Here is a 14,062-nt window from a genome sequence, read left to right on the forward strand (position 1 = left end):
TGGCTCGGGCTGGCTCGGGCTGGCTCGGTGGCCTGGCTCGGGCTGGCTCGGTGGCCTGTCGGGCGTTCGCCCGCAGCGGGACCAGCGGGACCAGCGGGATCAGCGGGCCGCGGTGACCTTCTCCGGAGCCGGGGTCTCGGCGGCCGCAGCGGCCCCGGCGGCCGGGCGGCGCGGCAGGAGCAGGGCGAAGCCGGCGGCCAGGGCGACCACGCCCGCGCCGATCCACAGGGCGGGGACGGTGCCGTCGGTGAAGGCCTGCGGGGTCTCGTAGCCGCCCTGGGCGGAGAAGACCGAGGCCAGGACGGCGACTCCGAGGGCGCCGCCGACCTCGCGGAAGGCGGTGTTGGTGCCGGAGGCCTTGCCCTGGTCGGCGGGGGCCACGGTGGACATCAGCACGTTGGCGGCGGGGGCGAAGTACAGGGCCATGCCGATACCGCTGAGGATCAGCGGCGGGAGCTGGGCGGCGTACGAGACGTCCGCGCTCAGGATGACCGCGAACCAGCCGAGGCCGATCGCCTGGAACGCCAGCCCGGCGGCGACGACGGGGCGGCCGCCGATCCGGTCGGAGAGGATGCCCGCGATCGGGGCGACGATCATCGGCATGCCGGTCCAGGGGAGCATGCGCAGTCCGGACTCGGTGGGCGAGTAGCCGGTGACGCCCTGGAGGAACTGGGCGAGCAGGAAGATCGAGCCGAACATGCCGAGGAACATCAGCAGGCTGGCGAGGTTGATCCCAAGGAAGCCGCGGTCGCGGAAGAGGCGCATGGGGAGCATGGGGTTCGCGTGGGTGAACCCGTGGTGGACGAACCCGCCGACGAGCGCACTGCCGACGATCAGGCCGGTGAGCACGGGGGCGCTGGTCCAGCCGTGGGAGTTGGCGTTGACCAGGGCGTACACGATCCCGAAGAGGCCGCCGCTGATGAGCAGGGTGCCGGGGACGTCCAGGCGGGAGTCGGGGGCGGTGGACTCGGCCAGCCGCAGGCGGGCGAGCGGGATCAGGGCGAGGCCGATGGGGACGTTGAGCCAGAAGATCCACTGCCAGGAGATGTGCTCGGTGAGGCTGCCGCCGATCAGGGGGCCGCTGGCGACGGCGAGGCCGGTGACGGCTCCGTAGATGCCGAGGGCCATCCCGCGGCGGGCGGCCGGGACGGCGGCGGTGAGCAGGGTGAGGGTGAGCGGCATCATGACCGCGGCGCCGACGCCCTGGACGGCGCGGGCGGCGATGAGCTCGTTGATGCCGGGCGAGAGGGCGGCCGCGGCGGAGGCACCGGTGAAGACGGCGAGTCCGGCGATGAAGAGGCGGCGGCGGCCGAAGCGGTCGCCGAGGGCGGAGCCGAAGAGGAGGAGGACCGCGAAGGTGAGCGTGTAGGCGTTCACCGTCCACTCCAGGTCCTCCAGCTTCCCGCCGAGGTCCTCCCGGATGGCGGGGAGGGCGGTGGTGACGACGAGGTTGTCGAGCGCGGCCATGAAGCTGGCGGCGCCGGTGATGACGAGGGCCCAGACGGCGGGCGCGCGGAGCTTGGTGTCGGCGCCTATGTCGGCGCTGGCGGTGCCGGCGGTGCCGGTGCCTTGCGTGGTCACGATTCCCCCTGAGGGTTGTTAGTTATCGCTGACTAACTTTCGCGGGCAGAAAAACGCGGCGGTGCGGTGGCGCGTGGGGCTACGTCGGGCCGGGGCCCGGGGCTCGACTCGGGCTCGGGGCTCGGGCTCGGGCCCGGGGCTCGGGCTCGGGCCCGGACTTGGGCTCGGGTCCGGGACTCGACCTCGGGCCCGGACTCGGACTTGGGCTCGGGGCCGGGACTCGACCTCGGACTCGGACTCGGACTCGGTCTGAGTCCGGGCGACGGCTAGCAGCCGCCCCAGACCCGGTGTTCGGGCGGGAAGCCCAGGGCTGCCAGGGTGTTGATCAGCATGCCGTGTGCCATGAAGTCGGTCGTCGCGTCGATGTCTCCGCCGAGGGCCACGTGCACCGTGTCCCACAGGGCCATCCAGCTGGCCCGGACCATCTCCCCGAACCTCGGCTCCCCAGCCGCCTCGGCCGCAGCAACGGTCACGTTCGCCTGGAGCTGCATCTGAAGCTTGTCGGGGTGCTCGGTGATGAGCTTCTTGTAAGCGGTTGCCATGGCCTGGAGGGCCTCGTCGCCGGTGAGGCCGGCACAGGCCTCCTCGAAGACGATCCGGATGTCTTCCGAACAGCGGGCGGTGGCTGCGACGAAGATCGCCTGCTTGTTGGGGAACAGCCGGAAGAGGTAGGGCTGCGAGACTCCCACCCGCTTGGCGATCGCCTCGGTGGAGGTGCCGTAGTACCCGCCGCGCGCGAACTCGTGCATCGCCGCACGGATGACGCTCTCGCGCCGCTCGTCTGCGCTCATCCTTGCCATGCTTCGAAGTTAGTACGCAATCACTAACTACGTCAACCCTCCCCGCGCGGCTTCCGGGGGGACGGGCGCCGCGCGTCCGACCGGGCGCCCTCGCGACCGGATCCGACGGGCGTGCGCGGGGCCCGATCCGACGCGCGGGTGAACGACGGGCGGGCGTGACGACGTACAGGGGTGACGACGTACGGGCGTGACGAGGCACGGACGTGACGAGATACGGGTGTGACGGACGGGCGGAATCCAACTCCCTTGCCCCGCCTGCCCGGTCATAGCATCGGGGCCGTGACCCGAATCAAGAAGCTCGCCCTGATCAGCGGCAGCACCCGCGCCGGTTCGACCAACACCGCCGTGGTGAGGACGGTGGCCGCACTCCTCGGCGACGCGGCCCGCCCCTTGCCGTACCTGGACCTGGCGGAGCTCCCGCACTTCAACCCGGATGACGACGTCGAGCCCCTCCCGGCCGAGGTCGTCCGGCTGCGCGGCCTGATCGCGGAGGCCGACGCGGTGCTGTTCTGCACCCCGGAGTACGCGGGGGACCTGCCCGGCTCGTTCAAGAACCTGCTGGACTGGACGGTCGGCGGGGTCGAGATCGTGGACAAGCCGGCCGGGTGGATCAACGTCTCCTCCGCCCCGACGGGCGCGGCCGGGGCCCACGCGGCGCTGCGCACCGTCCTCGGGTACACGGGGGCGAAGGTCGTCGAGGCGGCCTGTGCGCACGTACCGGTGCCGAGCGGCTCCGCCGATCCGCAAACGGGCCTGATCACCGACCCCGGGGTCCGAGCCGGCATCGCGGAGGCCGCCCACAAACTGCTGGACGCGGCCCCCGAGTAACCGACCCGCCGCAACTCCCCCGCCGGGCGCCCCGAGCCCGGCCCGGCGGCGGGGCCCGGCACCCGACCGCCTTCGGGCCCGCACGGCCCGAGGTGTGCCCCCGGCGGGTTCTCGCAGCGCGAGACCAGCCGCCTGGTCGCGGACCTGCGAGAGGCGCTCGCCCAGCAGGTAGCCGAGGCCCGCGCCTCCCCCTCCGGCCGGGCCCCGGCCCACCGGGCTTCCAACGCCGTCGGACGGTCGACAGCCGAGGTCTCCCGCCAGCCCACGCGGGCCGGGGCGGTCAGGCCACGGGCCGGTAAGGGCGCCAAGCACCCAGGGATCCGGACGCATTGGGCAGCCACCGGCCCAGCGGCCCCAGCGCCAGCCCGGCGCGGAACGCGGCGACGGACCCTGGGCAGCAAGACCGGCCCTTCGGGACAGGGCCGGGCGGGACCGGGGAGGCCGGGCGCTGGAACGGCCGGGAGCACGAGCCCGGGCCGGGTACGACCCGAAGGGGTCAGGCAGAGCCCGAAGGGGCCAGGCCTGGAAGACGGGCCGAGCAGGGCCGGGCCCCCAGGGGCCACATCCGGACGGCGGACCGAGCCGAGCAGGACCCCCGAGGGGCCACAGCCGGACGGCGGACCGAGCCGAGCCGAGCAAAGCCCGGAGGGGCCACAGCCTGGAGGGCGGGCCAATCCGGGCGGAGCAGGGCGTTGCCCCGCCGACCCGACCCGACCCGGACGGAACCGGCAAGCCCGGCCCGGACGGAACCGCCCGGGCCGGAACGGGCAAGCCCCCCCGGGCGGAACCCGTAGGGGCCCAACCGGGCCGGGAGGGGCGGCTGGAGAACCGTTTAGGCCCGGCCAGGGCAACGGCGTCGGGTTACGACAGTTGGACCACCGCGCGGGACATGCCCAGGACCTTCTGGCCCTCGCTCATCGCCGTCACGTCCACCCGGACCCGGTTGTCGTCCAGCTTCGCCGCCACCTTCGCGGTGACCTCGATCAGCGCACCCCGGTCGTCGTTCGGGACCACCACCGGCCTGGTGAAGCGCACCCCGTACTCGACGACCGCACCCGGGTCGCCCAGCCAGTCGGTGACCACCCGGATCGCCTCGGCCATGGTGAACATGCCGTGCGCGATCACGTCCGGCAGCCCGACCTCCTTGGCGAACTTCTCGTTCCAGTGGATCGGGTTGAAGTCACCCGACGCACCGGCGTACCTGACGAGCGTGGCGCGCGTCACGGGGAACGACGCCGCCGGCAGCTCGGTGCCGACCTCTACGTCGGCGTACTGGATCTGCGCGGTCATCTCAGGCCTCCTCGGGGGCGCGGGACACGAGCTTGGTCCACGCCGTCACCACGTGCTCGCCGGACTCGTCGTGGACCTCGCCGCGGATGTCGATGATGTCGTTGCCGGCCAGCGACTTCACGGCCTCGATCGTGGACGTCACGGAGAGCCGGTCACCCGCCCGCACGGGACGCACGTACGCGAACTTCTGGTCGCCGTGCACGACGCGGCTGTAGTCCAGACCCAGCTGCGGGTCCTCGATGACCTGACTCGCCGCCTTGAACGTGATGGCGAACACAAAAGTCGGCGGCGCGATCACGTCCTGGTGACCGAGTGCCTTGGCGGCTTCGGGGTCGGTGTAGACGGGGTTTTCGTCACCCACCGCTACCGCGAATTCGCGGATCTTCTCCCGGCCGACCTCGTACGGATCGGTGGGCGGGTAGCTCCGCCCCACGAAGGTCTGGTCGAGGGCCATGGCTCACTACCTCCTGTTGAGGAACATGAAAGTCACAAGTCGCGAGTTGCGAGTCACGCGTTGCGAGTCGCGCGTCACACGTCATTCGTCAAAAAGCACCGCGCCGGACCGATCCGCCGCGGAAACGACACAAGGCCGCCCCCGATGAAGGGGACGACCTCATGACGGTGCCTGTATTCGAGACTCGCTAGGGTCAGCGGGTCTCGCGGTGCGCGGTGTGCGAGTTGCAACGCGGGCAGTGCTTCTTCATCTCAAGACGGTCCGGGTCGTTACGCCGGTTCTTCTTGGTGATGTAGTTCCGCTCCTTGCACTCCACGCAGGCCAGCGTGATCTTCGGGCGGACGTCGGTGGCAGCCACGTGAGTGCTCCTTGACGGACAATTGGGACGGATGAACGCATACAAGAGTAGCCGACCGGGAGACCGACCCCGCAATCGGCTACTGTGTGTAGCGGCGACCGGACTTGAACCGGTGACACAGCGATTATGAGCCGCTTGCTCTACCGACTGAGCTACGCCGCTTTGATGTGATCGACTCCCCACCCGAGGGTGGGGGGCCTCTCTCACCAGAGCCCCAATGCGGAATCGAACCGCAGACCTTCTCCTTACCATGGAGACGCTCTACCGACTGAGCTATTGGGGCGAGCGATGAAGACATTACACGGTTGCCCGCCGATCGCCCAAATCCTTTGCGGGGACAGGGCTCGGAGCAGGTCGGGAGGAGATTCCCGGCGGACTCGCACACCCCTCCCGCCCCGATTTCCCCTCGGATTCGGGCAGATTGTGGGCGAGGTCACCTCACCGGCCTCGGCATCGGGATCCGCCGGTCCGGAGCCGGACCCGCCCCGGACCGAGAACCCGCACCCGCACCCGCACTCGCCCCGCGGGCGCACCCGCGAGCGCCCGGGCGCGTGGGCACCACACCGGTACGACTATTGCGCTCTTCCGCGAACCGGAGAGCCCCGCACCCTAGGCTCTGAGCACGCTGCGTGATCTTGGGCCTCGGGCCGCGGTTCCTGGGCCGCGGCCTCGGGCCCAGGAACCGCCCGAGCCACCGCAGGAGCGCGATGTCCGACAGCCAGCCGCAGCAGCCGTCCCACTCCCCGCGCAGCGGCCGGGGCGAGGGCGACGGCCACGGACCCGCACACGGCCCCGCCCGGAACCCCGCCGGCGGCCCCGCCGCGGGCGGCGAGTCCACCACCCTCCTGCTCGCCGGCGCCCGCCTCACCGACGGCCGTACCGTCGACGTCCGGCTCGGCGGGGGCGGCCGCATCCAGGCCGTAGGGACCGCCGGCAGCCTTCCCGCACCCGCGCTCTCCCGCGTCGACCTGAGCGGATACCTGCTGCTCCCCGCCCCCGCCGAGCCGCACGCGCACGGGGACACCGCCCTGACCGCCGACGGCGAGGGGCCCGTCTCGTACACCCCCGACGAGGTGCAGCGCCGGGCCACCGAGGCGGCGCTGCTCCAGCTCGGCCACGGGGCCACCGCCGTCCGGTCCCACGTCCGGATCGGCGACGTCCACGGGCTCGGCCCGATGGAGGCCGTGCTCCAGGCCCGCCGTTCGCTGCGCGGGCTCACCGACCTCACCACCGTCGCCGTGCCCCGGCTGCTGACCGGGGTGGCCGGGGCCGACGGGCTCGCCATGCTGCGCGACGCGGTCAAGATGGGTGCCTCCGTGATCGGGGGCTGCCCCGACCTCGACCCCGACCCCACGGGCTTCCTCGAAGCCGTCCTGGAGCTCGCCGCCGAGCACGGCTGCCCCGTGGACCTGCACACCGACGGTGACGATCCCGGCCGCCTCGCCCGGCTCGCGGCGATGGCCGGCGGGCTGCGCCCCGGTGTGACCATCGGCCCGTGCGGCGGCCTGGCACGGCTCCCGCTGGACGTGGCCACCCGCGCCGCCGACCAGCTCGCCGCGGCCGGCATCCGGGTGACCTGCCTGCCCCAGGGGGACTGCGCGGCCCTGGAGCGGCGCGGCCTGCGCACGGCGCCGGTACGCCTGCTGCGGGCCGCCGGGGTCCTGGTCGCGGCCGGCAGCGGGGCCCTGCGCGACGCCGGCAACCCGGTCGGCCGGGGCGACCCGCTCGAAGCCGCGTACCTGCTGGCCTCCCAGGGCGGCCTCCGGGCGACGGAGGCCTACGACGCGATCAGCGCCGCCGCCCGCCAGGCCATGGGCCTGCCCGAGGTGCGGGTGGAGGCGGGGTTCCCGGCGGAACTGCTCGCCGTGCGCGGGGACCGGATCGCCGGGGTGCTGTCCCTGGCGTACAGCCGCATCGTGATCCACCGGGGGCGCGTGGTAGCCCGTACGAGTGCCGTACGCGAGTACTGCGACTCGGCGGTCGCGGTCGCCCTGGACCTGCCCAGGCAGGGGCGTACGGAGCCCGGCCCCTGAGCGGTACCGGCCGTTCGCCGCACGTTCGCGGGCGCCCGCGCCCGGCTCGACGTACGGTCGGGACATGCGCATCGTCATCGCGGGTGGACACGGTCAGATCGCGCTGCGGCTGGAGCGGCTGCTCTCCGCGCGCGGGTACGAGGTCGCGGGCATCATCCGCGACCCGGAGCAGGGCGACGACCTCCGGGACGCGGGCGCCGAACCGGTGCTCTGCGACCTGGAGTCGGCCACGGTCGAGCACGTGGCGGGGATCCTCCAGGGCGCCGACGTGGCGGTCTTCGCGGCCGGTGCGGGCCCGGGCAGCGGTGTCGAACGCAAGTACACCGTGGACCGGGACGCGGCGGTGCTCTTCGCCGATGCGGCCGAACGGGCCCGCGTACGCCGCTTCCTGATGGTCTCCTCGATGGGCGCCGACGCCCGGCACGAGGGCGACGAGGTCTTCGACCACTACCTGCGCGCCAAGGGCGAGGCCGACGAGCACCTGCGCACCCGCCTCGGCCTGGAGTGGACGATCCTGCGCCCGGGCTCGCTGACCGACGACGCCGGTACGGGGCTGGTCCGCCTGGAGGCCCATACGGGCCGGGGGGCGGTCCCGCGCGACGACGTGGCCGCGGTGCTGGCGGAGCTGGTCGACACCCCGGCGACGGCCGGGCTGACCCTGGAGCTGATCTCGGGCTCGACCCCGGTCTCGGTGGCCGTCAAGGCCGTGGCCGGCAACTGACCCGCTCCGCCGGAGCGGTGGCCCCAAGCCCGGCGTCGGGGCCCGAGGCCCGAAGCCCGGGGGCCGAGACCGAGCCCGCAGGTCCGGGGTCCGGCGGCTGGCGGCCGGCGGCCGAGCACCGAGCCCGCAGCCCGGGGTCCGAGCACCGAAGCCCGTCCGAAGCAGACGGTCCGGGCCCCGGAGCCGCACGGGCCCCGGGCGCTCCGGCCGGGTCAGAACCCGGCGCTCACCTTGTCGTCGGAGCGGCCCACCGAGTCCTGCCGGAACTCCCGCTCGTACGCCTGCCGGATCCGCTCGATGCGCACGCTGCGGTCGTCGGCCTCCTTCTCGGGATAGAGCAGCACCAGCTCGTACGAGGCCTCGCGGACGATCCGGCCGTCCTGCCCCCGCCACTGGCCGCGCCCGCTCTGGAGGGTGAGCCCCTCGGGGAAGGCCGGGGTGATCTCGCGGTCCAGGAAGCCCATGAACTCCCGCTCCCCGACGGGGGCCTGCCCGGCCGGCCGCTCGGTGCCGAAGTACAGCCGGGTCTCCTGGTACGGCTCCCCCACATGGGGGTGCAGAGCTGCCCCGACCAGGGCCGGGATCCCGGCGCCGAGCAGGGCGATCAGTACGCCGCCCCCGACTTTGCCACGCGTGTCCGAAGTCCAATTCACGCCCCGTGAACGACCGGATGCCCTCATCGGTGCGCCGGAGCCGCCCGATAGGGTCACTGCGGATTCGGCCGCAGGGGGCGGGCGCACGGAGTACCGGGGTGGGGCATGGGCGACGGCGACTGGCGGATCGGCGGAGCGGAGGGGGCCCGGCTCGCCGCCCGGTGGTGGAAGTGGGCCCTGTCCGCGCCGGACGACCAGAGCCCCGTCAGTGACACCACGGGGCGCAACGCCGGTTGGCGGCAGCCCGGCGACCTCTGGTTCCTTGCCGGGACGTACGGCGGCCGGGTGGTGCGGCGGTGCACGATCCCGAGCGGCCGGCGGGTCTTCTTCCCGGTCCTGAACACCCAGCGCGCGGCGGTGCCGTTCGTCACCAAGCCGCGGGAACTGACCGTGGCACGGGCGGAAGCGGCGCTGAACAGCACTCCGCTGAAGCTGAGCGAGTTCTCCTCGAAGCCCTTCCAGGCCATGGGGATACCCCGGATCGCGTGGGGGCTGTGGTGCGGGCTCAGTCCGCTGCCGGCCGGCCATTTCGTGCTGGAGATCGAGGCCGCCGCGACGAACGGCTTCTGGGTCGACACCACCTACCACCTGACGGTGGAGTAGCTCCCGTCCGCGCCCGGCGCGGCGGCTCATGGGGCGTCCAGCCGTCGGCGCCACCACGGGTCGTCCGGCGCGGCGAAGGGGTCGTTGAGGGTGCGGCCGAGGAAGCGGGCGTCCAGCGGGGCGAGTACGGCGCGCAGCTGTCGTGCGGACCGGCGCGGCAGCACGGCGCAGATCTCCTCCAGCGTCCGGCGGTGGTCGCCGCCCCATGCCGGTTCGCAGCACGGGCAGACGTCGTGGAAGTTCGGGTACGTGGGCCCGCGCCCCGGCCCGGGGGCGAGCGCGCGCCAGCCGAGCCATGCGGTGCAGGCCGCTCCGGGTGCGTAGCGCTGGCGCTCGACGCGGGCGATTTCGGCCAGGGCCTTGGCCGGGAGTCCCGGGATGACGGCGCGGCTCTCTCCCCTGCGGGGTGTTCTCGGCAGGCCCGAGCGGACCTGCGAGGGCGGCTTACGCGGCATGGGCCTTTCGGAAGCGGATCATCGCGCCAGCATGCCCGTACGAACCGTCCGCCGCCCACCCGTTTTCCGCCCCGGGTTTCCCGGCGGCCGGCCCGGGGCCCCGCGGGCCCGGGCGTACGAAGAAACCCCCGTTCACTTGGTGAACGGGGGTCTCACTCGCGTGGCGGCGCCAGGGTTCGAACCTGGGTAGGCTGAGCCGGCAGATTTACAGTCTGCTCCCTTTGGCCACTCGGGCACACCGCCATGTTCGCTGCCGTCTTTCCGCCTTTCGGCGGCGCTCCGTGGCAACGACGTAAACGATACCTGATGTGCGGGGGTGCTTCGCCACCGGATTGATCAGCGCCGCACGTGGGCGCGGTGGCTAGGCTTTGCCGCGCGGGCCGGGGACGACCGGCCGCCCCTCCGGGGGACATCACAGCCGACTTCAAGGAGCCACAGCACATGGCCGACTCCAGTTTCGACATCGTCTCGAAGGTCGAGCGGCAGGAGGTCGACAACGCCCTCAACCAGGCCGCCAAGGAGCTCTCGCAGCGCTACGACTTCAAGGGCACGGGCGCGTCGATCGCCTGGTCCGGCGAGAAGATCCTCATGGAGGCGAACTCCGAGGAGCGTGTGAAGGCCATCCTCGACGTGTTCGAGACCAAGCTGGTCAAGCGCGGGATCTCGCTCAAGGCGCTGGACGCCGGCGAGCCGCAGCTGTCCGGCAAGGAGTACAAGATCTTCGCGACGATCGAGGAGGGCATCTCCCAGGAGAACGCCAAGAAGGTCGCGAAGATCATCCGGGACGAGGGCCCCAAGGGCGTCAAGGCCCAGGTCCAGGGCGAGGAGCTGCGCGTCAGCTCGAAGAGCCGCGACGACCTCCAGACCATCCAGGCCCTCCTCAAGGGCAAGGACCTGGACTTCGCGATCCAGTTCGTGAACTACCGCTGATCACGGTCCGCGCCCCGCGCATGCGCCGCTAGCCGGCCTCGCGGGACACGACCGGGCAGTAACGGGCACCAACGCGCAGCAACGGGGGCACGTCGCCGGGGAACACCTCGACGGCTGCCCCCGTTGCCGTCCGGCGGGTGGTGACCCGCGCGTGTGCGGGGCGTGTGCGGCGCACGCTCCTCCCTGGGCCCCCTGTGATCACTAGGCGCGGGCCCGACGCGCCCACCACGCTGGGTGGCAACCATTCACCGCGTGGCAGGGGGTTCTCGCATGCCTGGGGCCGGCACGTTTCGCGAAGACTTCGGGGCGTCCGTGGTCGTCGCGCTCGTCGCGCTACCGCTCTGTGTGGGCGTCGCCGTGGCCTCCGGGGTACCGGCCGAGCTGGGGATCGTGACGGGGGTGGTCGGCGGGCTGGTCACGGGGTGGTTCCGTGGGAGTTCGCTCCAGGTCAGCGGCCCGGCGGCGGGGCTGACCGTGCTCGTCTACGAGGCCGTGCGGGCGTACGGTCTGCCCGCGCTCGGAGTGCTGGTGCTCGCCGCCGGGCTGCTGCAGCTCGGCATGGGTGTGCTGCGGCTCGGGCGGTGGTTCCGGGCGATCTCCGTCGCCGTCGTGCACGGGATGCTGGCCGGGATCGGGCTCGTCCTGATCGCCGGGCAGTTGTACGCCCTGGGCGGGGTGTCGGCCCCCGGGCAGACGCTGGCGAAGCTGGCCGGGGTGCACGAGCTCGGCACGCGGGCCGACTGGGCCGCCGTGGCACTGGGGGCCGGGACCATCGCCGTGCTGGTGGCCTGGCGCCGGGCACCGGCCCGGATCCGGCTCGTGCCGGGAGCGCTCGTCGCGGTGGCGGCCGCCACCGCCGCGGCCGCACTGCTGCGGCTCCCCGTCGAAAGGGTCCGGGTCACCGGGGTCCTGGATGCCGTGGCGCTGCCCAGCTGGGGCGACTTCGGGGTACTGGCGTCCGTGGGGGCCGTCGGAACCGTGGTGGCGCTCGCGCTGATCGCCTCCGCCGAGACCCTGTTCAGCGCCGCCGCCGTCGACCGGATGCACGACGGACCCCGTACCGACTACGACCAGGAACTGATGGCCCAGGGCGTCGGGAACCTCGCCTGCGGACTGCTCGGGGCGCTCCCGATGACCGCCGTGATCGTGCGCAGCGCGGCCAATGTGGAGGCCGGGGCGCGCACCCGGGCCGCCCGGGTGCTGCACGGCGGGTGGCTGCTGCTGTTCGCCGTGGCCGTGCCCGAGGTGCTGGAGGTGGTGCCCCTCGCCGCGCTGGCCGGGGTGCTGCTGCACGCCGGGTGGAAGCTGCTGCCCGCCAAGGCGGTGACCGCCCTGTGGCGGACGCACCGGGGCGAGGCCGTGGTGCTGGTGGCGACGGCCACCGCGATCGTGGCCACCAATCTCTTCGAGGGGGTGCTGGTCGGGCTGGGCCTGGCCGTCGCCAAGGCGGCCTGGGAAACCTCCCACGTGCACGTCGAGGAGGTCTGGGAGTCGGACGTGCTCTGCGTCCGGGTGGTGGGGAACGCCAGCTTCCTCCGGCTGCCCAAGCTGCTGGACTCCCTGGACGCGCTGCCTCCCGGGCAGCCGGTGCGGCTGGACCTCAGCGGGCTGCGGCACCTCGACCACGCCTGTCTGACCGCCCTCGACGGATGGGAACGCCAGCGCACGCCGCTCCCCGGGCGCGAGGGCGTCGTCTAGGCCGTCTCTTTCGGATCTTGCCTCTCCCGGGCAGGGGAGCGCGCGGCGGGAGTACACCCGGGCCGGTTACCCTCCGCCGGTGACCAGGACTCCGGCCGGCGGCGACGCGGCTCCCCACGAGTTGAAGCGCACCCTCGGCGTCGCGGACGCGGTGGTCGTCGGGCTGGGCGCGATGATCGGGGCCGGGATCTTCGCCGCCCTGGCGCCGGCCGCCCGCGCGGTGGGCCCGGCCGGTGGCGCGCTGCTCGCCGCCCTCGCGCTGGCGGCCCTCGTGGCCTACTGCAACGCGCACTCCTCGGCGCGGCTGGCCGCCCGGTATCCGTCCTCCGGCGGGACGTACGTGTACGGGCGGGAGCGGCTGGGCCCCTTCTGGGGGTACCTGGCCGGGTGGGGGTTCGTGGTCGGCAAGACCGCGTCCTGCGCGGCGATGGCCCTGACCGTCGGGGCGTACGTGTGGCCGGGGCGCCAGCACGCCGTGGCCGTGGCGGCGGTGGTGGCGCTGACCGCCGCGAGCTACGGCGGGGTACAGAAGTCGGCCCGGCTGGCCCGGGTGATCGTGGCGGCGGTACTGGCGGTGCTCGCCGGGGTGGTCGTGGTCTGCCTGACCTCGGGGGCGGCCGACGCCGGGCGGCTGGGCGGCGGGCACTGGGGCGGGCCCCTCGGGGTGTTGCAGGGCGCCGGGCTGCTGTTCTTCGCCTTCGCCGGCTATGCCCGGATCACCACCCTGGGCGAGGAGGTGCGTGATCCGGCGCGGACGATCCCGCGCGCCGTGCCGCTCGCGCTGGGGATCGCCCTGCTGGTGTACGCCGCGGTGACGGTCGCGGCGCTGTCGGTGCTCGGCGCCGACGGTCTCGCGGGGTCCAAGGCCCCGCTGGCGGACGCGGTCCGGGCGGCCGGGGTCCCCGGTCTGGCCCCCGTCGTCCGGGTGGGCGCGGCGCTGGCCGCGCTGGGCTCACTGCTGGCCCTGGTGCTCGGGGTGTCGCGGACCACCCTGGCGATGGCCCGGGACGGCCATCTGCCGCGCGCGCTGGCCGCCGTACATCCCCGGCATCGGGTGCCGCACCGTGCGGAGCTCGTAGTGGGTGCGGTGGTGGCGGTGCTCGCGGCGACCACCGATCTGCGGGGCGCGATCGGCTTCTCCTCTTTCGGAGTGCTGGCCTACTACGCGATCGCGAACGCCTCCGCGTGGACTCTCGGTTCAGATGTCAAGCATCGGGCCGTGGCAGCGCTCGGGCTGGCCGGCTGTGTGGTGCTCGCCTGCGCGCTGCCGGTCGCGTCGGCGGTCGCCGGGGCGGCGGTGCTGCTTCTGGGCGCGCTGGCCTACGCGCTCCGCGGGCGGCTCACGCCCGGGATCTGAACCGGGCCCGCAGCGTCAGCGGCCCGCCCTCGGGCCCGGATCCGCCGCCCCCGACCCGGGTGGGGAGCCCGGCGTGCAGCGGGGCGGGGCGAAGCCGGGTATGCCCTGCGCGCGGGTCGGCGCGCCCGGCTCCAGGGGGGCCGGGCGGGGCTTTCCGTGCCCCGGCGCGCGGTTGCGTACGCGGCGTGCGACTTGCTCCAGCAACTGCTCGGTCTCGTTCATGTGTTCATGGTGAAGGACCCCACTGACAATCGCCCTGATCTGCACGAACCATCTGAACTGCCCCAAACGGCCGACCAGC

The 14,062-nt window shown here is 73.4% G+C and carries 15 protein-coding genes and 3 tRNA genes; 7 read left to right on the top strand and 11 right to left on the bottom strand.

Features of this window, described 5'->3' with window-relative positions; genetic code table 11:
* Positions 1-99 precede the first annotated feature (99 nt).
* Together ACZ4TG_RS28375 and ACZ4TG_RS28380 are read right to left on the bottom strand one after the other, a co-directional pair.
* A complete protein-coding gene (locus ACZ4TG_RS28375; protein ID WP_468167746.1) occupies positions 100-1,536 on the bottom strand; it encodes a DHA2 family efflux MFS transporter permease subunit in 1,437 nt (478 codons plus the stop codon).
* Between the two features lie 311 nt (positions 1,537-1,847).
* Positions 1,848-2,381: a TetR/AcrR family transcriptional regulator gene (locus ACZ4TG_RS28380; RefSeq protein WP_468167670.1), complete on the bottom strand. Its 534-nt coding sequence runs from the start codon at positions 2,379-2,381 to the stop codon at positions 1,848-1,850.
* A gap of 279 nt (positions 2,382-2,660) precedes the next feature.
* Here ACZ4TG_RS28380 and ACZ4TG_RS28385 point away from each other — a divergent pair, with 279 nt between their 5' ends.
* Entirely contained in the window at positions 2,661-3,209 is a 549-nt protein-coding gene (locus ACZ4TG_RS28385) for an NADPH-dependent FMN reductase (RefSeq protein WP_468167672.1), read from the top strand.
* Between the two features lie 861 nt (positions 3,210-4,070).
* On the opposite strand, the gene ACZ4TG_RS28390 is transcribed toward ACZ4TG_RS28385, so the two are convergent.
* The 5 genes from ACZ4TG_RS28390 to ACZ4TG_RS28410 form a co-directional block, all read right to left on the bottom strand.
* Positions 4,071-4,499 (bottom strand): MaoC family dehydratase, encoded by a 429-nt coding sequence (locus ACZ4TG_RS28390; protein ID WP_468167674.1) that lies wholly within the window; start codon positions 4,497-4,499, stop codon positions 4,071-4,073.
* A 1-nt stretch (position 4,500) separates the two neighbouring features.
* Positions 4,501-4,953 (bottom strand): FAS1-like dehydratase domain-containing protein, encoded by a 453-nt coding sequence (locus tag ACZ4TG_RS28395; protein ID WP_468167676.1) that lies wholly within the window; start codon positions 4,951-4,953, stop codon positions 4,501-4,503.
* A 193-nt stretch (positions 4,954-5,146) separates the two neighbouring features.
* Positions 5,147-5,311: a 50S ribosomal protein L33 gene (gene rpmG / locus ACZ4TG_RS28400; protein ID WP_006604855.1), complete on the bottom strand. Its 165-nt coding sequence runs from the start codon at positions 5,309-5,311 to the stop codon at positions 5,147-5,149.
* Positions 5,312-5,400: 89 nt separating this feature from the next.
* Positions 5,401-5,473, bottom strand: a tRNA-Met gene (locus ACZ4TG_RS28405).
* 48 nt (positions 5,474-5,521) lie between these two features.
* Positions 5,522-5,594, bottom strand: a tRNA-Thr gene (locus ACZ4TG_RS28410).
* A gap of 424 nt (positions 5,595-6,018) precedes the next feature.
* Here ACZ4TG_RS28410 and ACZ4TG_RS28415 point away from each other — a divergent pair.
* Both ACZ4TG_RS28415 and ACZ4TG_RS28420 read left to right on the top strand, forming a co-directional pair.
* On the top strand, positions 6,019-7,344 hold the full coding sequence (locus ACZ4TG_RS28415) for an amidohydrolase family protein (RefSeq protein ID WP_468167678.1): 1,326 nt from the start codon (positions 6,019-6,021) through the stop codon (positions 7,342-7,344).
* Positions 7,345-7,408: 64 nt separating this feature from the next.
* A complete protein-coding gene (locus tag ACZ4TG_RS28420; protein ID WP_468167680.1) occupies positions 7,409-8,065 on the top strand; it encodes an SDR family oxidoreductase in 657 nt (218 codons plus the stop codon).
* A 212-nt stretch (positions 8,066-8,277) separates the two neighbouring features.
* Here the strand turns inward: ACZ4TG_RS28420 and ACZ4TG_RS28425 are convergent, their stop codons facing one another.
* Positions 8,278-8,718: a DUF3574 domain-containing protein gene (locus ACZ4TG_RS28425; protein WP_468167682.1), complete on the bottom strand. Its 441-nt coding sequence runs from the start codon at positions 8,716-8,718 to the stop codon at positions 8,278-8,280.
* A 105-nt stretch (positions 8,719-8,823) separates the two neighbouring features.
* On the opposite strand from ACZ4TG_RS28425, the gene ACZ4TG_RS28430 reads away from it, so the two are divergent.
* Complete coding sequence (locus tag ACZ4TG_RS28430; protein WP_468167684.1) at positions 8,824-9,321, top strand: hypothetical protein; 498 nt, start codon at positions 8,824-8,826, stop codon at positions 9,319-9,321.
* Between the two features lie 26 nt (positions 9,322-9,347).
* Here ACZ4TG_RS28430 and ACZ4TG_RS28435 read toward each other — a convergent pair whose 3' ends face one another.
* Positions 9,348-9,776 (bottom strand): hypothetical protein, encoded by a 429-nt coding sequence (locus ACZ4TG_RS28435; protein WP_468167686.1) that lies wholly within the window; start codon positions 9,774-9,776, stop codon positions 9,348-9,350.
* Positions 9,777-9,937: 161 nt separating this feature from the next.
* Positions 9,938-10,019: transfer RNA gene (locus ACZ4TG_RS28440), tRNA-Tyr, on the bottom strand.
* 198 nt (positions 10,020-10,217) lie between these two features.
* Here ACZ4TG_RS28440 and ACZ4TG_RS28445 point away from each other — a divergent pair.
* The 3 genes from ACZ4TG_RS28445 (at position 10,218) to ACZ4TG_RS28455 (ending at position 13,761) form a co-directional block, all read left to right on the top strand.
* Positions 10,218-10,706 (top strand): YajQ family cyclic di-GMP-binding protein, encoded by a 489-nt coding sequence (locus ACZ4TG_RS28445; protein ID WP_468167688.1) that lies wholly within the window; start codon positions 10,218-10,220, stop codon positions 10,704-10,706.
* 270 nt (positions 10,707-10,976) lie between these two features.
* Positions 10,977-12,404 carry a SulP family inorganic anion transporter gene (locus tag ACZ4TG_RS28450; protein ID WP_468167690.1) on the top strand — a complete coding sequence of 476 codons (1,428 nt, stop codon included), beginning with the start codon at positions 10,977-10,979 and terminating at the stop codon, positions 12,402-12,404.
* Between the two features lie 79 nt (positions 12,405-12,483).
* The gene (locus ACZ4TG_RS28455; protein ID WP_468167692.1) at positions 12,484-13,761 is read left to right on the top strand and encodes an APC family permease; all 1,278 of its coding nucleotides are present in this window, start codon (positions 12,484-12,486) and stop codon (positions 13,759-13,761) included.
* Positions 13,762-13,776: 15 nt separating this feature from the next.
* Here the strand turns inward: ACZ4TG_RS28455 and ACZ4TG_RS28460 are convergent, their stop codons facing one another.
* Positions 13,777-13,983, bottom strand: a complete 207-nt coding sequence (locus tag ACZ4TG_RS28460; RefSeq protein WP_468167694.1) for a hypothetical protein — start codon at positions 13,981-13,983, stop codon at positions 13,777-13,779.
* Between the last annotated feature and the right edge of the window lie 79 nt (positions 13,984-14,062).

It is taken from the genome of Streptomyces sp. NPDC028314 (assembly GCF_055565795.1).